Source organism: Stenotrophomonas sp. YJH_SMC_33, from assembly GCF_059372295.1.
In genome coordinates this window covers 383,709-403,940 of the sequence record NZ_JCAFVJ010000002.1, presented here as the reverse complement: position 1 = coordinate 403,940, position 20,232 = coordinate 383,709, and the positions used below count along the sequence as shown (strand labels likewise).

Annotated in this window: 18 protein-coding genes; 14 read left to right on the top strand and 4 right to left on the bottom strand. The window is 67.7% G+C overall.

Annotation, left to right across the window (positions count from 1 at the left end):
- Positions 1–147 precede the first annotated feature (147 nt).
- From dapD to map, 3 genes are read right to left on the bottom strand one after another with little or no spacing between them, the layout of a single operon-like run.
- Positions 148–1,209, bottom strand: a complete 1,062-nt coding sequence (gene dapD / locus AC5P9W_RS05685; RefSeq protein WP_111097791.1) for a 2,3,4,5-tetrahydropyridine-2,6-dicarboxylate N-succinyltransferase — start codon at positions 1,207–1,209, stop codon at positions 148–150.
- Complete coding sequence (locus AC5P9W_RS05680; protein ID WP_026346923.1) at positions 1,209–3,818, bottom strand: [protein-PII] uridylyltransferase; 2,610 nt, start codon at positions 3,816–3,818, stop codon at positions 1,209–1,211. Before AC5P9W_RS05680 ends, dapD begins: the two co-directional genes overlap by 1 nt.
- 20 nt (positions 3,819–3,838) lie before the next feature.
- On the bottom strand, positions 3,839–4,624 hold the full coding sequence (map, locus tag AC5P9W_RS05675; protein WP_032955117.1) for a type I methionyl aminopeptidase: 786 nt from the start codon (positions 4,622–4,624) through the stop codon (positions 3,839–3,841).
- A gap of 242 nt (positions 4,625–4,866) precedes the next feature.
- Here map and AC5P9W_RS05670 point away from each other — a divergent pair, with 242 nt between their 5' ends.
- The 4 genes from AC5P9W_RS05670 to AC5P9W_RS05655 are packed head-to-tail and all read left to right on the top strand — an operon-like array spanning position 4,867 to position 9,554.
- On the top strand, positions 4,867–5,397 hold the full coding sequence (locus tag AC5P9W_RS05670) for a Csu type fimbrial protein (protein WP_019659113.1): 531 nt from the start codon (positions 4,867–4,869) through the stop codon (positions 5,395–5,397).
- Positions 5,397–6,146, top strand: a complete 750-nt coding sequence (locus AC5P9W_RS05665; protein WP_021204139.1) for a fimbrial biogenesis chaperone — start codon at positions 5,397–5,399, stop codon at positions 6,144–6,146. The genes AC5P9W_RS05670 and AC5P9W_RS05665 overlap by 1 nt, the downstream gene beginning before the upstream one ends.
- A 7-nt stretch (positions 6,147–6,153) precedes the next feature.
- Positions 6,154–8,520 carry a fimbria/pilus outer membrane usher protein gene (locus AC5P9W_RS05660; RefSeq protein WP_021204140.1) on the top strand — a complete coding sequence of 789 codons (2,367 nt, stop codon included), beginning with the start codon at positions 6,154–6,156 and terminating at the stop codon, positions 8,518–8,520.
- Entirely contained in the window at positions 8,517–9,554 is a 1,038-nt protein-coding gene (locus AC5P9W_RS05655) for a Csu type fimbrial protein (protein WP_457894530.1), read from the top strand. The genes AC5P9W_RS05660 and AC5P9W_RS05655 overlap by 4 nt, the downstream gene beginning before the upstream one ends.
- Before the next feature lie 106 nt (positions 9,555–9,660).
- Here AC5P9W_RS05655 and AC5P9W_RS05650 read toward each other — a convergent pair whose 3' ends face one another.
- The gene (locus tag AC5P9W_RS05650) at positions 9,661–9,915 is read right to left on the bottom strand and encodes a hypothetical protein (protein ID WP_164143964.1); all 255 of its coding nucleotides are present in this window, start codon (positions 9,913–9,915) and stop codon (positions 9,661–9,663) included.
- A 6-nt stretch (positions 9,916–9,921) separates the two neighbouring features.
- Here AC5P9W_RS05650 and AC5P9W_RS05645 point away from each other — a divergent pair, with 6 nt between their 5' ends.
- The 10 genes from AC5P9W_RS05645 (at position 9,922) to rseP (ending at position 20,159) form a co-directional block, all read left to right on the top strand.
- Complete coding sequence (locus tag AC5P9W_RS05645; RefSeq protein WP_111097795.1) at positions 9,922–10,617, top strand: fimbrial biogenesis chaperone; 696 nt, start codon at positions 9,922–9,924, stop codon at positions 10,615–10,617.
- Positions 10,618–10,837: 220 nt separating this feature from the next.
- Positions 10,838–11,644 (top strand): 30S ribosomal protein S2, encoded by an 807-nt coding sequence (gene rpsB, locus AC5P9W_RS05640; protein ID WP_005408748.1) that lies wholly within the window; start codon positions 10,838–10,840, stop codon positions 11,642–11,644.
- 125 nt (positions 11,645–11,769) lie between these two features.
- A complete protein-coding gene (tsf, locus tag AC5P9W_RS05635) occupies positions 11,770–12,645 on the top strand; it encodes a translation elongation factor Ts (protein ID WP_019659120.1) in 876 nt (291 codons plus the stop codon).
- Positions 12,646–12,906: 261 nt separating this feature from the next.
- The gene (locus AC5P9W_RS05630) at positions 12,907–14,445 is read left to right on the top strand and encodes a sensor domain-containing diguanylate cyclase (RefSeq protein WP_021204144.1); all 1,539 of its coding nucleotides are present in this window, start codon (positions 12,907–12,909) and stop codon (positions 14,443–14,445) included.
- A gap of 121 nt (positions 14,446–14,566) precedes the next feature.
- A complete protein-coding gene (gene pyrH, locus AC5P9W_RS05625; protein WP_019659122.1) occupies positions 14,567–15,295 on the top strand; it encodes a UMP kinase in 729 nt (242 codons plus the stop codon).
- A gap of 96 nt (positions 15,296–15,391) precedes the next feature.
- Positions 15,392–15,946, top strand: a complete 555-nt coding sequence (gene frr / locus AC5P9W_RS05620) for a ribosome recycling factor (protein ID WP_019659123.1) — start codon at positions 15,392–15,394, stop codon at positions 15,944–15,946.
- A 5-nt stretch (positions 15,947–15,951) separates the two neighbouring features.
- The gene (gene uppS, locus AC5P9W_RS05615) at positions 15,952–16,719 is read left to right on the top strand and encodes a polyprenyl diphosphate synthase (protein WP_019659124.1); all 768 of its coding nucleotides are present in this window, start codon (positions 15,952–15,954) and stop codon (positions 16,717–16,719) included.
- Positions 16,716–17,552 carry a phosphatidate cytidylyltransferase gene (locus tag AC5P9W_RS05610; RefSeq protein ID WP_019659125.1) on the top strand — a complete coding sequence of 279 codons (837 nt, stop codon included), beginning with the start codon at positions 16,716–16,718 and terminating at the stop codon, positions 17,550–17,552. The genes uppS and AC5P9W_RS05610 overlap by 4 nt, the downstream gene beginning before the upstream one ends.
- 2 nt (positions 17,553–17,554) lie before the next feature.
- Positions 17,555–18,745 (top strand): 1-deoxy-D-xylulose-5-phosphate reductoisomerase, encoded by a 1,191-nt coding sequence (locus AC5P9W_RS05605; RefSeq protein ID WP_021204145.1) that lies wholly within the window; start codon positions 17,555–17,557, stop codon positions 18,743–18,745.
- 55 nt (positions 18,746–18,800) lie between these two features.
- Positions 18,801–20,159, top strand: a complete 1,359-nt coding sequence (gene rseP, locus AC5P9W_RS05600; RefSeq protein WP_021204146.1) for an RIP metalloprotease RseP — start codon at positions 18,801–18,803, stop codon at positions 20,157–20,159.
- The last annotated feature ends 73 nt before the right edge of the window (positions 20,160–20,232 follow it).

Sequence of the window (20,232 nt, the reverse complement as noted above, 5' to 3'; positions counted from 1 at the left end):
TCGGGCACGACCCTGAACGGCACGGCACGGTGGGTCGCCTGCCACAGCGCGGCGCACGCGGCAGGCGCGGCAGCATCCGCCCGAACAGGACGTCGGAGGGATGCCGGTAGCTCGCGTACTGCGCCGGATCCTCCGGCGCAGTCACCTTCAGTCGGCCAGGCCGCGCAGCAGGTCGTTGACGCTGGTCTTGCTGCGGGTCCTGGCATCGACCTGCTTGACGATCACCGCGCAGTACAGCGAATGGGTACCGTCCTTGCTCGGCAGCGAGCCGGACACCACCACGCTGTACGGCGGGATGTAGCCGTAGCTGATCTCACCGGTGGCGCGGTTGTAGATGCGGGTGCTCTGGCTGAGGAACACGCCCATGCCGATCACGCTGTGGTGGCCGACCACCACACCCTCAACCACTTCCGAGCGGGCACCGATGAAGCAATGGTCCTCGATGATGGTCGGGCTGGCCTGCAGCGGCTCCAGCACGCCACCGATGCCGGCACCGCCGGACAGATGACAGTGCTGGCCGATCTGCGCGCAGGAACCGACCGTGGCCCAGGTGTCCACCATGGTGCCTTCGCCGACATAGGCGCCGATGTTGGTGAAGCTCGGCATCAGCACCACATCCTTGCCGAAATACGTGCCCCGGCGAGCAATCGCGCCCGGCACCACGCGCACGCCGCCTCGGCGGAACTTCGCTTCGTCATAGCCGGCGAAGCGCGATTCGACCTTGTCCCAGAACGGTGCCGGGCGTGCATCGACCACCGCCATGTCGTTGACACGGAAATACAGCAGCACCGCCTTCTTCAGCCACTCGTTGACCTTCCAGCCGCCCTGGCCGTCCGGCTCGGCGACGCGGAATTCACCGCTCTCCAGGCCGTCGATCACACGGTTGACCAGCGGCCTGGTCGAGCCTTCCAGTTCGTGCAGGGTCAGCGTGGCGCGGCGTTCGAAGGCACTTTCGATGCCGAACTTCAGTTCTTCCACGCCCGGCGCGGCCGGCTTGCGCAGCGACTTGCGGGCGATGGTTTCGGCGCGTGCGGCTTCTGCGCTCTTGGCCGGGGCCTTCTTCGGTGCCGCCACCTTCTTCGCCGGCGCCTTCACCATCGCGGCTTTCTTCGGCGCGGCAGCCTTCTTCGCGGCCGGCACGGCGGCAGTTTTCTTGGCCGCTGCGCTCTTGGCGGTGGCAGCAGTCTTCTTAACAGGCTTGGTGGCCATCAGGCGGGGTCTCCGGCGTTTCGATCAGGGTCCAGGCAGGCCAGCATCGCGTCATGCAGCTGCTGCCGGGCAGGCTCAGTCAGGGGGAGGTCGTGTTCGTCACTGATCACGAAGGTGTCTTCGGCGCGTTCGCCGAATGTCGCAATGCGCGCATCATGCACGCGCAGGCCCTGGTTGCGCAGCACGAACGCCACATCGGCCAGCAGGCCGGGGCGGTCGGGGGCGACCAGGGCAAAACGGGTTGCGCCCGGTTCATCGCGGAATTCGATGCGCGGCGCAAAACGGAAATGACGCAGCTGCCGCGGCACCACCCGGCGTGACGGCCGAAGCCGCGCAAGGTCGCCACTCAGGGCCTCGCGCAGCGCCGCTTCCAGATTGGCACTGTTGCCATCGGCAAACGTGTCGGCCGGGTTCACTTCGAAGGTATCGAAGATGGTGTCGGCCGGGCCGTCCAGCACGCGTGCACGGTGGATCCCGTAGCCCTTGCGGTCCAGGGTCATTACGATCGCGGCGAACAGGCCGTCGCGGTCGGGCGAGTGCACGAACACTTCCAGCGCGGGGTCGTCGACACTGATCCGGCGGACCTTGACCAGGGTCTGGCCCTGCTTCACCGGCACCAGCGCAGCGGCCTGCCAGGCCAGCTGCTCGGGGCGCAGGCGGATGAAGCCCTCATCGGGCATCACCGCGAACTGGCGGTCGATGGTGGCATCGTCGTAACCCTGCTCGCGCACCAGTGCGCGCACGCTGTCACGCGCCTCGGCCACACGCTCGGCGGCGGGCACCGGATGCTCCAGCCCTTCGCGCAACGCGCGCCGGGTGGCGAAGTAAAGGTCGGCCAGCAGGCGATCCTTCCAGGCGTTCCACAGTTTCGGGCTGGTGCCGGCAATATCGGCACAGGTCAGCAGATACAGGTAGTCCAGGCGGTCGCGGCTGCCGACCAGGGTGGCGAAGCGATGGATCACCACCGGGTCGGCAATGTCCTGCTTCTGCGCGGTCACCGACATGCGCAGGTGCTGTTCGACCAGCCAGGCGACCAGTTCGGTATCGGTGCCACTGAGCGCATGTGCCTGGCAGAACGCGCGCGCGTCCACCGCACCCAGCTCGGAGTGGTCGCCGCCGCGGCCCTTGGCAATGTCATGGAACAGGCCGGCCAGCAGCAGCAGCTCCGGCTTGCGCAGGCGCGGCCACACTTCGTGCGCGATCGAGAAGCGCTCGTCGGCACGGCTGCTGGCGAACAGGCCGATGTTGCGCAGGACCATCAGCGTGTGCTGGTCGACGGTGTAGACATGGAACAGGTCGAACTGCATGCGCCCGCTGACTTGGGCGAACGCGGGAATCCACTGGCCAAGCACGCCCAGCCGCGCCATGCGCGAAAGCGTGTCGACCGGGCGCTGGCCACGCAGCAGGGCAAGGAAGTGCTCGCGTGCGTCGGCGTCGGCCTGGTCATAGGCCGGCAGCAGCGGCAGCGACTCGGCCAGTGCACGCGCGGTCAGCGAGTGCAGGCCGCGCACCTGCGGGTTGTTGGCCCAGCTGGAAAACAGCGCGAACACTTGGCCAATGTCGCCCTGCGGCCAGTCGGCCTCGTTGGCGGCCAGGTAGCCACGACGCAGGGAAAAGCCCACGGTCAGCGGCTCCGGCTGCGCCTCGCCGTCGAACTGCTCCTCGAAGCGCTGCAGCAGGCGGTCGCTGATCCGCCGCACCACCAGCGCGGCGCGGTAGAAGCCCTGCATCATTTTCTCGACACCGAGGCTCTCGGCGTCGTCTTCGAAGCCCAGGCGCGCGGCGAGGGTCTTCTGGTAATCGAAACGCAGGCGCTCTTCCGGGCGACGTGCTACCAGGTGCAGGCCAAACCTCAGTCGCGCCAGCACGGCACGTTCGCGCTTGAGCGCCGCGGCTTCGTCGGCACCCAGATGGCCGAGCCCGACCAGGGCTTCCAGGTCGCGCACGCCGAACGCGCGCAGTGCCATCCAGCCCAGCGTGTTGAGATCGCGCAGGCCACCGGGGCCATCCTTCAGGTCCGGCTCCAGGTTGTCGGCGGTATCACCGAAGCGCTGGTGACGGTTGCGCAGCTCTTCCAGCTTGGCCAGGAAGAAAGTGCGTGCCGGCCACAGTTCGCGATCGTCGATGGCCTCGCGCAGCGCGCGGCGGGCGGCGTCATCGGCCAGGATCGGACGCGCCTCGATCAGCGCGGTCAGCACGGTCTGGTCAGCCGCCGCCTCGCGGCACTGCAATGCAGAACGCACCGCATGGCTGACCGCCAACCCGCAGTCCCACAGCAGCGCGAACAGCCGCGCCAGGGCCGCTTCGTGCGCCAGTTGCGCCGGCGGATCGCCGAACACCAGCAGGTCGATGTCCGATCGCGGGAACAGTTCACCGCGGCCATAGCCGCCCACCGCGAACAGCGACAGGCCGCTGCCGGCCGGCAGGCAACGCTGCCACGCCAGGCGGATCAAGTGATCGGCAGCGCGCGCACGCAACGCCAGCAGGCGCTCGATGTTGTCGCCCTGGTCGAAACGGCGGTACAGGCGTGCGTCGGCCTGCTGCAGCGCCTGCCGCGCCGCAGCAGCCCAGTCCGGGTCGTTGAGCGACGCGGCCGGCGTGTCCAGCAGCGAACTCGCCGGCAGCATCGTCAGGAAACCTGCGACTCGCCCGGCGACAGGGTCAGCACGTCGACGCCGGTCTCGGTGACCGCGACCATGTGCTCCCACTGCGCCGACAGCTTGCGGTCCTTGGTCACCACGGTCCAGCCATCCGGCAGCACCTTGTTGTAGCGGGTGCCCTCGTTGATCATCGGTTCGATGGTGAAGGTCATGCCCGGCTGCAGCACCAGGCCCTGGCCCGGGCGGCCGTAATGCACCACCTGCGGCTCATCGTGGTAGACCTTGCCGATGCCGTGGCCGCAGTACTCGCGCACCACGCTGAAACGCTCGCCTTCGGCATAGCTCTGGATGGCATGGCCGATGTCGCCCAGGGTGGCGCCCGGACGCACGGCGCGGATACCGCGCCACATGGCTTCGTAGGTGGTTTCCACCAGGCGGCGGGCCATCACCGACGGCGTGCCGACGAAGTACATGCGGCTGGTGTCGCCGTGCCAACCGTCCTTGATGACGGTGACATCGATATTGATGATGTCGCCATCCTTGAGCACCTTCCCTTCACTGGGGATGCCGTGGCAGATGACATTGTTGACCGAGGTGCACACGGTCTTCGGGAAGCCGCGGTAGCCGACGTTGGCCGGAATGGCGCCCTGCACGTTGACGATGTGGTCGTGGCAGATGCGGTCCAGCTCCTCGGTGGTGACACCGGGCTTGACGTGGGGGGTGACGATGTCCAGCACTTCGCTGGCCAGGCGGCCGGCGATGCGCATCATCTCGATTTCCTGCGGGGTTTTCAGATTCACGCTCATGGCACCCATTATCGCCGATCCGGCCGCAATCTGAACGAACGCCACCCAACTGGCATTCCGGGCCATGCACCGGGCCATGCACGCTTTCGGCAAGGAAAATGAAAGCGTGATGCCCTCCACCCTTTCGCCCGCCTGTTTATCACGGATTACAGACACTTACGCCACCTAAGCTGGGGTCACCGTCGCCGAAGCGGTGCCGATCGTGCCGCCTTCGCCTTGTTCAACGGACCTTCGGGTCAGGGAGGTTGTCCATGCGATCCGCGCTTCGTTCTCCGCTTGCCTGGGCCTTCGCCGGCCTCCTGCTGTCCAGCCCGGCCCTGGCCGCAGATACCACCACCTTCAACGTCACGCTGGTGGTCACCAAGGCCTGCACCATCACGGCCGCGGCCGCTACCAACGTCGACTTCGGCACGGCGGCGTCGACCACCGCCACGCCCACCCTCGGCCAGGGCACGGTCACCGCGCAGTGCTCGGCGCTGACGCCGTACACGATCGCGCTGAATGCGGGCGCCAACGCGGGCACCGCCAACGACGTCACCACGCGGCGCATGAAGAACACCAATGCCGCCGTGACCGCCAACAACTATGTCGGCTACCAGCTCTACCAGGATGCCGCGCATACCCTGGTCTGGGGATCCACAACCGGCACCAATACCCAGGCCGGCATCGGCACCGGCCTGGCCGTGCCGTACGTCGTCTACGGCCAGATCCTGAACCTGAGCACCAACAACCCGGCCACCGGCAGCTACCTGGATACGGTTACCGCCACGATCACCTATTGATGGAGCACGCCCGCATGGCCGGACCCCGCCCGTGGCGCGCCACCGGCGTGGCGCTGCTCGCCCTGTGCCTGCTGGCCACCGCCACCGCCGGCGCCACCAGCCTGCAGGTCGCGCCGACCAGCCTGCAGTTGGAGGCGCGCCAGCGTGCGGCTGAGCTATGGCTGACCAACAGCGGCACCGCGCCGGTAAAGCTGCAGGTGCGCGTGTTCCGCTGGGTGCAGCAGGACGGCCAGGAACGGCTGCTGCCCACCGATGAGCTGATGGCCACACCGCCCATGCAGGAGCTGGCCGCGGGCCAGCAGCAACTGGTGCGGGTGATGCGTCCGGACATCGAGCCACCGCCTGCACAACGGCACTACCGGTTGATCGTCGACCAGATCCCGGACCTGGCCACGCGTGCCGAGGGCATGCAGTTCGTCCTGCGCTATTCGATCCCCGTGTTCGTGCAGCCTTCGGCCGGCGCCCTCGCCCCACAGTTGCAGGCCCGCCTGGTGACACTGGCGGATGGCCGCAATGGCGTGGAGGTGGCCAATACGGGTGACAGCTACGCGCAGATCGCCGATCTTGCGCTGGGCAGCGCCACGCGTCCGCGCATCGTCCATCCCGGATTGCTGGGCTACGTGCTGCCGGGCCAGGTGATGCGCTGGCCGATCGAGCGCGTGGCGATCGACCGCGACAACGACCAGATCACGGCCAAGCTCAATGGCGAGTCGGAACAGACGCCACTGTCGCCCCCACCGGCTCGCTGAGGCCTTGATGGGCGCGTTGCTGGCTGCCCTGGCTCCCGCGGCGACCGAGGCCGCCGATGCGTCCGGCGCGGCCGTTGATGTCTCCGGCGTGTCGGCCGATGCCACCCTGCCGCCCCCGACCCCATTGACCGCCAGCCAGACGCTGTACCTGGATGTGTCGCTCAACAGCACGCCACGCGGCCTGCTGCCGTTCATCGAGAACCGCGGCCGGCTTCAGGCCAGCCCCGAGGTGTTGCGCCAGCTCGGCTTCAATGCCAGCGGCGAGGTACCGGTCTACCTGGACCAGATCAGTGGCGCGGTGGTGCGCTACGACGCGCACATGCAGACCCTGGCGCTGGATGTGCCGCTGGACCAGCTGACCCTGCCGACCACGGTGCTCAGCCGGCCGCAGGCGCGTGCGCCGACTGGCACTGCCTCGCCGGGCGTGCTGCTCAACTACGACGTATACGGCAGCCGGGTGGACACGCTCGGCAACCTCAGCCTGAGCTCGGAGCTGCGCGTGTTCGGCATCGGCAACGGGACTTTTGAGAACACCGCCATCAGCCGCCGCTACCAGCAACCCGGTGATCGCCGTTGGCGCGGCGAAAGCGTGCGCCTGGACACCCGCTGGAGCCTGGACTTCCCCGACAGCGCAACGACGCTGGAGGTCGGCGACTTCTACAGCGGCTTCGTCGACTGGACCCGGCCAGTGCGCCTGGGTGGCGTGCAGATCGGTCGCAACTACGGGCTGCAGCCCTATCGCGTACTGACGCCCACGCCGAGCTTCCTCGGCCAGGCCGTGGTGCCCTCCACGGTCGAGCTGTACGTGGATGGCCTGCGCCAGTACAGCGGACAGGTCCCGGTCGGTCCCTTCCAGCTGGCGGCACAGCCTGGTATCAGCGGCACCGGCAATGCGCAGGTGGTGGTAACCGATGCGTTCGGCCGCATGCAGACACTGGATTTCAGTTTCTATGGCACCCAGCAACTGCTGGCCAAGGGCCTTTCGGACTGGTCGGTCGGCGTCGGCCAGCTGCGCGAGGACTTCGGCCAGCGCTCCTTCGGCTACGACGATCGCTCGGTGGCCAGTGCCAGCTGGCGCGGCGGCATCAGCGATGCCTTCACTGGCGAGGCGCATGCCGAAGGCGGCGGCGGCCTGGCCCAGGCCGGCATCGGCGGCTGGTGGCTGCTCGGCGCTGCCGGCGTGTTCAATGCGGCCTATGCACGCAGTGATTACCACGGCCTGCGGGGCGGGCAATGGGCGCTGGGCTACAGCTGGAACAACCGCCGCTTCAACGTCAATCTGCGCAGCGTGCGCAGCCACGGCGACTACCGCGACCTGGGCGCACTGCAGGGCAACCTGCCACCGAGCATCAGCGAGCAGGCCACCCTCGGCCTGGACCTGCTGCGGCTGGGCACGCTCAGCGCAAGCTACCTGCGCCTGCGCTACCCCGACGGCGACGACAACCGCTACGCCAGCCTGTTCTGGTCGCGCAGCTGGAGCCAGCGCTGGTCGGCCTACCTGTCGATGAACCAGAACCTGGACCAGAGCGACGACCGCAGCATCTACCTGTCGCTGACCGCCAGTCTGGGCAACAACCGCCAGGCCAGCCTCTCGAGCCAACGCAACGGCGACAGCCAGAGCTGGGTCGCGGACGTGACCCAGCCGGTGCCCGGCGATGGCAGTGCCGGCGGCGTCGGCTGGCGCGCACAGCTGCGCCATGGCGAGGACGGCAATGGCGGCCTGGCCGAGGTCGGCATCCTCAACGATACCGGCCGCTATTCGTTCGGCGCCTCGCGCCAGGGCGGGCTGAACTATGCCTACGCCAGCGCCAGCGGCAGCGTGGTGTGGATGGGTGGCCACACCTTCGCCACGCGCGAAGTGTCGGACGCGTTCGCGGTGATCAGCACCAGTGGCGTCGGCGGCGTGCCGGTGCGGCTGGAAAACCGCCTGATCGGCGTCACCGATGATCGCGGCCTGCTGCTGGTCAGCCCGTTGCTGTCCTGGCAGCGCAACCGGGTCTCGATCGACACCCTGGACCTGCCCGAGGACATGCGTGCCGACCGCATCGAGAATTGGGTGACCCCGCGCCAGCGCGCCGGCACCCGGATTGCCTTCGAGCTGCGCTCGCGACCGTCGCTGAGCCTGACCCTGCTGGCAATGGACGGGCAGCCGCTGGAGGTGGGCAGCGAGGTGCAGCTGCCCGATGGCCGCCAGGCCACGGTCGGCTATGACGGCCTGCTGTACCTGGAAGACGTTGCCGCCGGCAGCGTGCTGTACGTCACCACCAGCCGCGGCCCCTGCCGGGTGAAGGTCCCCGACCCGCCCAGGGTGGTGGCGACCGGCGCGCGGCCGAAACCGGCGCCGCTGCAGTGCATTCCGGAGGTGGCGCCATGAGGACGTTGCTGCTCGGCCTGCTGCTGTTCGCTGGCCTGCTGGCGGCAGCACCGGCCCGCGCCGTCGCGGTCTGCACCGCGGTCGCCAATCCAACGCTGCCGTTCGGCAACATCAACAGCAATGCGCCTGGCCCGAGCACGGCCAACCTCAACATCACGGTGACATGCACCACCGCCGCGCTGAGCGCGCTGGCCACAACCGGTGTGCGCGTCTGCGTCGGCATCGGCGCAGGCAGTGGTGGCGGCAGCAGTTCAAGCTGGCGGACGATGAAGACCAGCAGCAGCGACAGCATTAATTTCCAGCTCTACAACTCCTCGGACTTCAGCCAGGTGACGGGGTTGGTCCCGCGCGGCACGCCCCCGGCACAGGAACTGACCATGACCTACAGCGTGCCGCTGGTCGCCGGCGGCAGCGGTGCGCAGTCCGTGCAGCTGTTCGGGCAGATTCCGGCCAACCAGATCCTGGCCTCCGGCGCCTACAGCAGCACCTTCAGCGGCGCCGACGTGGTGTTGACCTGGGCCTGGAACGAGGTCCTGCTCGGCAATGCCACAGTGCCCGCCACCTGCAACGGCGGCGCCACCGGCACCAACAGCGCAAGCGCAGCCTTCAGTTTCACCGCCAGCGCCAATGTGCTGCCGCAGTGCGGCAGCTACGTCACCACCGACATGAACTTCGGCAACGTCACCGGCGGCATTCCCGCCAACATCGACCGGACCGCCACGCTGACACTGACCTGCCTGAAGAACACCGCCTTCCAGGTCGGACTCAACAACGGCCGGAACAACCCTGCCGCGACCAGCATCCGCCGCATGGCCACCACCATCGGCGGCAGTACCTACTACCTTCCCTACGAGCTGTACCGGGACTCGGCTCGGAGCCTGCGCTGGGGCAATACGTTGACTGTCGACACGGCCAGCGGCACCGGCACCGGCAGCGCACAGCAGCTGACCATCTACGGCCGGGTGCCACCGGTCACCGGCCAGCCCCCGGCTGGTACCTACAACGACCTGGTGACGGTGACGATCACCTATTGACCGGCGTGCCGACCAACGGTCGGCACCCACCGGACGAAGGCCGTGCCGAGCGCCGGCTCGGCGCTACAGTTCCGGCACATCCCGCCGATACCGCGCAGCAAGTCTTTCAGCATGGTGGATGGCAGGTGGTTCGCACATTTTCGATCGCGGCGATGCTGGTCGCCAGTACGCCGGCCTTGGCCGAACCCAGCAGCTCCCTGCAGATCCGGCTGACCGTGGTCGACTCCTGCAGCGACGACACCGGTGGCGCGCGCTGTACGGCGCCGCACCAGCGCAGCGATACACCCCAGCTGCCATCCCAGGTGCGCGAGCTCGCACCACCGGCGACGGACGAGAACGCAACACCCGCCGTGACCCTCATCTACTGATGCGCGCGCTGCTGATCCTGCTTGCACTGCTGGCGCAGCCGGCTGCGGCGCTTGAGGTGTTGCCTACCACCCTGCAGCTGCCGGCCGAAGGCGGCCGCGCCGAGCTGTGGCTACGCAATCCCGGGCCCGGCCGCTGGCAGGGCCACGTGCAGGTGCTGGCCTGGGATCAGCAGCTGGACGCCGAACGACTGCAGCCCAGCGACCAGATCCGGGTCAGCCCGACGCGGCTGGATCTCGCCCCGGGCGGTACGCAGCGCGTCTGGCTGCTGCCACGCGATCCGGCCGCGGCAATGGGTGAACAGGCCTACAGGATCGTGCTGACGCCGGCGCTGGCAGGGCTGCCGCGCTACTCGCTACCGCTGTTCCGGGGCGCCGCGGCGCCAGTCCTGCACGCCCGCCTGCAGGGTCGGATCGAGGCCCTGGGGTCGCAGCCTGTGTTGCGACTCAGCAACTGCGGTACGCTGCACGGCCGCCTGCACGACCTGCGCTTCATCGCGGCGGACGGCCAATCGACAGTGCTGGTGGGCGGGCTGGCCGGCTACATCCTCGCCGGCCATGAACGACGCTGGCCCCTGCCCGCCCGCGCGGACAGTTACGCAGGTGGCCGCTTCCGGGCACGCCTGCAGGACGGCCGCGAGGTCGATCTGGCCGCATCTGACCCCGCAATTGCAGCGAGCGCCCGCAGCGGGCTATAATCGTCCGGATTCCTGCCGCCTGCGTGCGCGGGAACCCGTCCACACCGGACGTCACCGGTGAATCCACACCTGCTGCCCCCATCCGTGCCGGGGTGCTCCGCAAGGAGTTCGGCCACGGAGGCAACAGGGAAGCCCAACCCCGGAACCGATCGCGCTTCCACGCGTCCCGCATACCTATTCCCGCGGGCGGAATCGCTGGTTCCATATCAGGAGTATTGCAATGCCCCAGGTCACCATGCGTCAGATGCTGGAAGCCGGCGTCCACTTCGGCCACCAGACCCGCTACTGGAACCCCAAGATGGCTCCGTACATCTTCGGCGCCCGCGGCAAGATCCACATCATCAACCTGGAAAAGACCGTCCCGCTGTTCAATGACGCGATGAACTTCATCTCGTCGGTTGCCCAGAAGCGCGGCACCGTCCTGTTCCTGGGCACCAAGCGCAGCGCCCGCGAAACCATCAAGGAAGAAGCCGAGCGTTGCGGCATGCCGTTCATGAACCAGCGCTGGCTGGGCGGCACCCTGACCAACTTCCGTACCGTCAAGCAGTCGGTTGCCCGCCTGAAGGAACTGGAAGCCGGTGAAACCGACGGCACCTTCGAGAAGCTGGTCAAGCACGAAGTGCTGGGCCTGCGTCGCGAGCGCGACAAGCTGGAAGCCTCGCTGGGCGGCATCAAGGACATGAACCGCCTGCCGGACGCGATCTTCGTGATCGACATCGGCCACGAAGACATCGCGATCAAGGAAGCCAAGAAGCTGGGCATCCCGGTCATCGCCGTGGTCGACACCAACTACAACCCGGAACTGGTTGATTACGCCATCCCGGGCAACGACGACGCCATCCGCGCTGTGCAGCTGTACGCCCGCGCCGCTGCCGACGCCGTGCTGGAAGGCAAGGCTGCTGCTCCGCACGCCGCTTCGGTGCGTGAGGAAGAGTTCGCTGAAGCCGCTGCCGAAGGCGAAGAGAAGCCGGCCCGCCGCGCTCCGGCCAAGAAGGCTGCCAAGAAGGGCGACGACGCCCAGGCCTGATCCAGGCCACAGGGTGGACGCCCGGCGTCCACCCTCCTGCACGCAGCCCTTGGCGCGTGACAGGACCGTGTCACACGGGCCGGCCACCATGCCGGCCCAACCCCTTTCTTTCGTGAGGTAATCCCGTGGAAATCACTGCTTCCCTGGTCAAGGAACTGCGCGAGCGCACCGGCGCCGGCATGATGGAATGCAAGAAGGCGCTTACCGAAGCCAACGGCGACATCAACGCCGCTGCTGAAGCCATGCGCAAGTCCGGCGCTGCCAAGGCCGACAAGAAGGCTGACCGCGTGGCCGCCGAAGGCCGCCTGGGCCTGGCCCAGGATGGCGGCAAGGCCGTGCTGGTCGAAGTCAACTCGGAAACCGACTTCGTCGCCAACGACGACAACTTCAAGACCTTCGTCAACGCCGTCGCCGCTGCCGCCCTGGCATCGGGCGCCAACGACGTGGAAGCCGTGAAGGCTGCCACGCTGGCCGATGGCCGCACCGTTGAAGAAGCCCGCGCCACCGCCGTGCAGACCCTGGGTGAGAACATCCAGATCCGCCGCATGGTCAAGGTCGACACCACCGGCAACATCGGCGCCTACGTCCACACCAACGGCAAGGTCGGCGTGCTGGTTGACCTGATCGGCGGCGACGTCGAGCTGGCCCGCGGCCTGGCCATGCACGTGGCCGCGCTGAAGCCGCCGCACAACAAGGCTGCGGACGTTCCGGCCGACTTCGTCGAAAAGGAAAAGGAAATCGAGCTGGCCAAGATGTCCGAGAAGGACAAGGCCAAGCCGGCCGAGATCCTGGAAAAGATCATCAGCGGCAAGATCAACAAGATCGTCAGCGACGTGACCCTGTACGGCCAGACCTACGTGCTGGGCGACACCACCGTCGAGCAGGTGGTCAAGGCCGCTGGCGCCGATGTGGCTGGCTTCAAGCTGCTGATCGTCGGCGAAGGCATCGAGAAGGTGGTGGAAGACTACGCCGCCGAAGTTGCCAAGGCGATGCAGGTCTGATTCCAGCCCTCCGGCTGTGAAGCGACCAGAAGGAGCCGCGGGAAACCGCGGCTCTTTTTTTGTACCCACTGCATCGGTGGGTGGGCACCGTTGGTGCGCGCACTGACGCCAGGCACAGCCCGATATCAGGGCTCTTTGCGTTGCGCGCGAATCAAGCCGATACTCGGCGCAGGGAATCCACAGTCGCGTAGCAGGAAGGAAAATCGCGGACTGTGATGCATTCCTAGGTATTCTTGTCCTAATGGAATTGAACGACCCGACATGCCTCCCGAGCTGACAGCTGCCCTGGCGCTCTGCCGCAACCTGCCCTCGCCGCCCGGTATTGCCCTGCGCATCATCGAGCTGGCACAGGACCCGGAAGCGGATATCGCCACCGCCGCCGACATCATCGCCATCGACATGGCGCTGAGCGCTCGCATGCTGCGCATCGCCAATTCGCCGCTGTACGCCAGCCGCCGCCGCATCGAGAACCTTGGCCAGGCACTGACCATGCTCGGCCTTAACGCCACAATCAGCCTTGCCCTGGGTTTCACCGTCACCCAGGGCCTGACCGGCGGCGCAGGCGCCGACCACGACCTGCGCCAGCGCGCGTGGAAGCGCAGCATTCTCAGTGCACTGGCCGCCAGCCAGCTGGGCCAGGCCCGCGGCCTGCGCCGGCTGGAGGAACTGATGCTGGCCGGGCTGCTGCAGGACCTGGGCGTGCTGTGCCTGGCCCAGGCCGAATCGGAGCGTTACCTGCCGCTGCTGCGCGAAGCCCGTGACAACACGGACCTGGTCGCCCGCGAACGCGACGCGCTCGGCTGCAGCCACGCCGATGTCGGCGCCTGGGTGGCCGAGCAATGGGGCCTGCCACGCTATCTGGTTGAGAGCATCAGCCACAGCGAGGACGACGACGCCGCCGATTCGCCGTTCCAGGCCTGCGTGCAGCTGTCCGGCGCCGTTGCCGACATCTGGCTGGACGATGACGCCGATGCCGCCCGCGAGCGCGCCCTGCACCAGGTGCATGAACGGCTGGAACTCGACAGCGCCCGTTTCGACCAGGTGCTGACCCGCATCAGCGAGGCCCTGCCGGATATCGCCAGCCTGTTCGAGGCCGGCCTGAACTCGCCCTCGCGGGTCCGCGAGCTGATCGACCACGCGCAGGAGCTGGCCACCCTGCGCAACCTGCGCGAGCTGCAGGATGCCGAGCAGGCACGCCGCCGCGCCGACGAATTCGAGGCGCGGGCCAAGCGCCTGGCTGACCAGGCCCACCGCGACGCCCTGACCGGCGTGCTCAACCGGCGCCAGCTGGAGGCGGTGCTCGAGCAGGAGTTCCTGCGCGCCGGGCGTCAGGGCTGGCCGCTGTCGGTGGCCTTCATCGACCTGGATGACTTCAAGAAGATCAACGACGCCCACGGCCACCTGACCGGCGACGAGGTGCTGCGCGCCTTTGCCGGCAAGCTGCAGGGCCAGCTGCGCCATAGCGATACCGTGGCCCGCTTCGGCGGCGAGGAATTCGTCGCGCTGCTGCCCAATACCAGTGAGTCCGTGGCCCTTGACGTAATCCGGCGCGTACTGGCCAACATCGTCGCCACGCCGATGGCCGAACTGGAGGGAGGGCCGCTGTTCGTCACCTTCTCCGCCGGCGTGGCTACCCAGGGCGGCTACGAGCGCTTTGCCGACGTGCAGGACCTGCTGCGCGCCGCCGACGACGTGCTGTACCGCTCGAAGAACCTGGGCCGTAACCGGGTGATCGCCCGCTCCCCCGGTGCGCTCGGCCACGACGAGCTTTCAGCCACCGCCGGCGCCGAGCTGGGCTGAACGGGACGCCCTGCATGACCGGGGCGGATGGCAGGATTTCGCGCCGCAGTGCACAAAACACTTTGGCCCTACGCCGCATGCGCGTAGAATCCCCCGCGATTTCCACGCACCCGAGGTCCCCATGTCCAAGCTCGCCTATCGCCGCATCCTCCTGAAACTGTCCGGGGAGGCGCTGATGGGAGATGAGGACTACGGCATCGACCCGAAGGTCATCAACCGCCTGGCCCGTGAGGTCATCGAAGCCCAGCAGGCCGGTGCCGAAGTGGCACTGGTGATCGGCGGCGGCAACATCTTCCGCGGCGCCGGCCTGGCCGCTGGCGGCATGGACCGGGTCACCGGCGACCAGATGGGCATGCTGGCCACGGTCATCAACGCCCTGGCCATGCAGGACGCCCTCGAGAAACTGGGCGCCAAGGCCCGCGTGATGAGCGCGATCAAGATCAACGACGTGTGCGAGGACTACATCCGCCGCCGCGCCATCCGCCACCTGGAAAAGGGCCGCCTGGTGATTTTCGCCGCTGGCGTCGGCAGCCCGTTCTTCACCACCGACTCCGGCGCCGCGCTGCGCGCGATCGAGATCGGCGCCGACCTGCTGCTGAAGGCCACCAAGGTCGATGGCGTGTACGACAAGGACCCGAACAAGCACAGCGACGCGGTCCGCTTCGACAGCCTGAGCTACGACGAAGTCATCCGCCGCGGCCTGGAAGTGATGGATACGGCGGCCTTCGCGCTGGCCCGCGACAGCGACCTGCCGATGCGCGTGTTCGACATGGGCCAGCCGGGTGAGCTGCTGAAGATCCTCAGCGGCGCGAACATCGGCACCCTGGTCCAGGGCCGCGACCCGGCCTGAGCCTGAGCGCCAGGCGAGCTCCGGGCCGATTCAGGCCCGGCAGCGTCCCGTATTCGCCTATAATCGCCCGATTCCAGTTACACCCAGGACCCGGCGATGCTCAACGACATCAAGAACAACGCGCAGACGCGCATGGCCAAGAGCATCGACGCTCTGAAGCACACCCTCACCTCGATCCGCACCGGCCGCGCCACCCCGGCCCTGCTGGACCGTGTCACGGTCAGCGCCTATGGCAACGCCAGCACCCCACTGAACCAGGTCGCGTCGATCTCCAACGCCGACGCGCACTCGCTGCTGGTCACGCCGTTCGACAAGGGCATGATCAAGGAGATCGAAAAGGGTCTCTACAACGCCGAATTCACCCCGAACACGCTGGGCACTGCGATCCGCATCAACATGCCGCCGCCGACCGAAGAGCGCCGCAAGGAGCTGGTCAAGCAGGTGCAGAAGGAAGGCGAAGGCGCGAAGATCGCGATCCGCAACATCCGCCAGGACGCGAACAAGGAAATCGCCAAGCTGGTCAAGGACAAGGCGATCAGCGAAGACGAGAAGAAGCGCGGTGAAGACGACATCCAGAAGTTGACCGACACCAACATCAAGGACGTCGACAAGGTCGTTGCCGACAAGGAAAAAGAACTGCTGTCGGTCTGAAGTCGATGCCTTCAGTCCCACCTCCGTTGCCGGCCGCCCTGCCCCGCCACATCGCCATCATCATGGATGGCAATGGGCGCTGGGCACAGCAGCGCCGTCGTCCGCGCGTGATCGGCCACCGGGCCGGCGCGCGCGCGGTCAACCGCACCATCGAGCGCTGCCTTGAACTGGGCATACCGGCGCTGACCCTGTTCGCGTTTTCCAGCGAGAACTGGGGCCGGCCGCAGGAAGAAGTCGATGCCCTGATGAAGCTGTTCCTCGGCGCGCTCGACCGTGAAGTGGACGAGCTGCATCGGCGTGGCGTGCGCGTTCGCTTCATCGGCGAACGCGAGCGCTTCGGTGCAGGGCTGGTCAGCCGCATGCAGCTGGCCGAGCAGCGCACCGCCGACAACACCACCCTGACCCTGTCGATCGCCGCCAGCTACGGTGGCCGCCAGGACATCGCCCGCGCCGCGCGCGCCCTGGCCGTCGAAGTGGCGGCCGGTCGCCTTCTGCCCGAGCAGATCGATGAATCGCTGCTGGGCAGCCAGGTGGCCCTGGCCGACCTGCCACCGCCGGACCTGTTCATCCGCACCGGTGGCGACACCCGCATCAGCAACTTCCTGCTGTGGCAGCTGGCCTATACCGAGCTGTGGTTCACCGATGCCCTGTGGCCGGACTTCGATGCCGGGCAGCTGCAGCAGGCGCTGGACGCCTATGGCAGACGTGAGCGTCGTTTCGGCCTGACCAGCGCCCAGATCGCCGCACTGGCCACCGAGACTTCCAGCCCATGACCAAGATCCGAGTCCTTGCCGCGCTGATCATGGCGCCGGTCGCCATTGCCGCGATCCTGCTGCTGCCGACCCAGTGGCTGGCAGCGGCGGCCGCTGCGGTGCTGCTGATCGGCCTGTGGGAATGGCTGAAGCTGGCCGGCATCGAAGACACCCTGGCGCGTACCGTGCTGCTGGTACTGAACCTGCTGCTGATGGTGCTGCTGGTCTGGGCCGATGGCAGCACGCTGGTGCTGTTCCAGATCACCACCCTGGCCGGCGTGGCCTGGTGGCTGGCCGCGCTGGTCTGGTTGCGCTTCTTCAACTTCGGTGCGCAGCCGTCGGCACCCTCGCGCATCGTGAAGATGCTGGCCGGTACGCTGGCCATCGTTCCGGCCTGGGCTGCGCTGGTGCTGATCCATGCCGGCGGCGATCCGCCGGGCAGGCAGGGCCACCTGTGGCTGCTGGCTGCGCTGGCACTGGTCTGGGCGGCCGATTCGGGCGCCTATTTCGCCGGTCGTCACTTCGGCAAGCACAAGCTGGCCCCACGGATCAGCCCCAACAAGACCTGGGAAGGCCTGTTCGGCGGCCTGCTGGCCGGTGTCGCCGTGGCCCTCGGCCTGGGCTGGCTGGCCGGCATCGACGCCGGGCACCTGCCAGGCCTGCTGATCACCTCGGTGGTGGCCGTGTTCGCCTCGGTGCTGGGTGACCTGTTCGAAAGCCTGATCAAGCGCCACGCCGGCGCCAAGGACTCCGGAAACCTGATTCCGGGCCATGGTGGTGTGCTCGATCGTGTCGACGGTGTCCTGGCTGCCGTGCCGGTGTTCGCACTCGGCAAGGAAATCTTCGGATTCTGACCATGAATGCTGTCGCAGACCTGCGCCGGGTCGCCGTGTTCGGCGCCACCGGCTCGATCGGTGCTTCCACGCTGGACGTGATCGCCCGCCACCCACACCGCTACCAGGCCACGGTGCTCGCTGCCGGCCGCCAGGTGCAGGCGCTGCTGGCACTGTGCCGCCAGCACAGGCCAGCGCACGCGGTCATCGCCGACGAAGCGCTGTTCACCGAACTGCGCGACGGCCTCCGCGATGCGGGGCTGTCCACCGAGGCGCATGCCGGCCATGCCGCGCTGGACCAGTTGGCCGCCAGTGACGCCTGCGACACCGTGGTCGCCGCGATCGTTGGCGCGGCCGGGCTGTCTTCCACCCTGGCCGCAGCCGCCGCGGGCAAGCGCATCCTGCTGGCCAACAAGGAATCACTGGTACTGGCCGGTGAGCTGCTGACCCGCACCGCTGAACGCGCGGGCGCCGAGATCATCCCGATCGACAGCGAACACAGCGCAATCTTCCAGTGCCTGCGCTCACGCGATGCCAGCGTTGATGGCGCCGGCGTGCGCCGGATCCTGCTGACCGCCTCCGGCGGCCCATTCCGTGGCCGCAGCCGCGACGAACTGGCCCAGGTCACCCCGGCCCAGGCCGTTGCCCACCCGAAATGGTCGATGGGGCCGAAGATCTCGGTCGATTCGGCGACGTTGATGAACAAGGGCCTGGAAGTCATCGAGGCCCACCACCTGTTCGGCGTACCCGGCGAACGCATCGAGGTACTGGTGCACCCGCAGAGCCTGGTCCATTCGCTGGTCGAGTTCGTTGACGGTTCGACCCTGGCACAGATGGGCCTGCCGGACATGCGCACCACCCTCGCCGTTGGCCTGGGCTGGCCGCAACGCATCGAATCGGGCGTGGCCGGGCTGGATCTGCTGGCCCAGGGCCGGCTGGATTTCGAGGCCCCGGACACGGACGCGTTCCCCTGTCTGGCGCTGGCCTGGCAGGCCATGCAGGCCGGCGGCACCGCACCGGCGGTGCTGAACGCCGCCAATGAAGAGGCGGTTTCAGCGTTTCTTCAGGGCCGGATCGGTTTCCTGACCATCCCGAAGCTGGTTGCTAACGCTCTTTCAACACTGCCGACCCAGCCAGCCGATACACTGGAGGTCCTGTTGTGCGCCGACCAGCGGGCACGCCAGCTCACCCTGAACGCCATCGACGCCGCCTGAACGACTGCCTCGCCCAGCATGACGCCGCCGCCCCTGCCCGCCATTGTGAGCCTGCATGACTGACTTCATCGGATCGGTCTGGTGGATGATTGTCAGCCTCGGGCTGCTGGTCACGTTCCACGAGTTCGGGCATTACTGGGTCGGGCGCCTGTGCGGGGTCAAGATCCTGCGCTTCTCGGTCGGCTTCGGCCGGCCGCTGTGGTCGCGCCGGGACAGGCACGGCACCGAGTTCGCCATTGCCGCCATCCCGCTGGGCGGCTACGTGAAGTTCCTCGACGAACGCGAGGTTGAAGTCCACCCCCACGAGCGCGGCCAGGCCTTCAACCACAAGAGCGTCTGGCAGCGCATTGCCATCGTTGCCGCCGGCCCGATCGCCAACCTGCTGCTGTGCATCCTGCTGCTGTGGGCGATGTTCGTGATCGGCAAGCAGGATTATTCGCCGACGATCGGCCGTGTCAGCGGCATCGCTGCCAGTGCCGGGCTGGCCAGCGGTGACCGCGTGCTGCGCGTGGACGAGCGCCCGGTCGTTACCCTCGGTGAAGCCAGCATGGCGCTGACCGCGGCCGCGATGGACCGCCGCGACGTGAGGCTGGAGGTGCTGGATACGGCTGACCAGGTACGCATGCGCACTCTGCCGCTGTCGCAGCTGCCGGCAGGTTTCGATGAGCGGCGGGTGCCGATCCTGGCCGGCCTGTACTGGCAGTCGTGGCTGCAGCCGGCGCTGGTCGACTCGCTGACGCCGGATTCGGTGGTGGCCGGGCAGCTGCAGCCGGGGGACCTGATCGTGGCCATTGATGGCCAGCGCATCGATGGTGCCGATCAGGTCATCGGCGAGATCCAGACGCTGGGCCGCGCCGGCGGCCCTGGCATGATCGAGGTCCTGCGCGGCGGTGAACGCCTGGCGCTGGAAGTCACCCCGCGCCAGGGCAAGGATTCCAGGGGTGAACCGACCTGGCAGATCGGCGTGCAGTTCCCGACTTCGTTCAGCCCTCCCTACGACACCCTGCTTCGCTATGGCCCGCTCGACGCGGTCACCGTGGCTGTGCGCGAAACCGGCCGCCTGGCGGCAGATTCGCTGGGCATGATGGGCCGAATCGTCACCGGCAAGGCCTCGCTGCAGAACGTGTCCGGGCCAGTCACCATCGCCCGGGTGGCCAATGTCTCGGCCAAGCGCGGCCTCGACTGGTTCCTGCAGTTCCTTGCCCTGCTGTCGCTCAGCCTGTGCATCATCAACCTGCTGCCGATCCCGATCTTGGACGGCGGCCACCTGCTGTATTACCTTATCGAGTTGGTCAAGGGCAGCCCGCTGAGCGAGCGTGCCATCGCCGCCGGCCAGTACATCGGCCTGGCGTTGCTGGCCGGGCTGATGGGGTTGGCGTTCTACAACGACATCCTCGGCCTGGTCCCGCGATGAACTTTTCCACGTTGTTGCCGTCTACAGCGTCGGCATCCCGCACCAATGAAATCGACCTTCCTACCGGACGTGA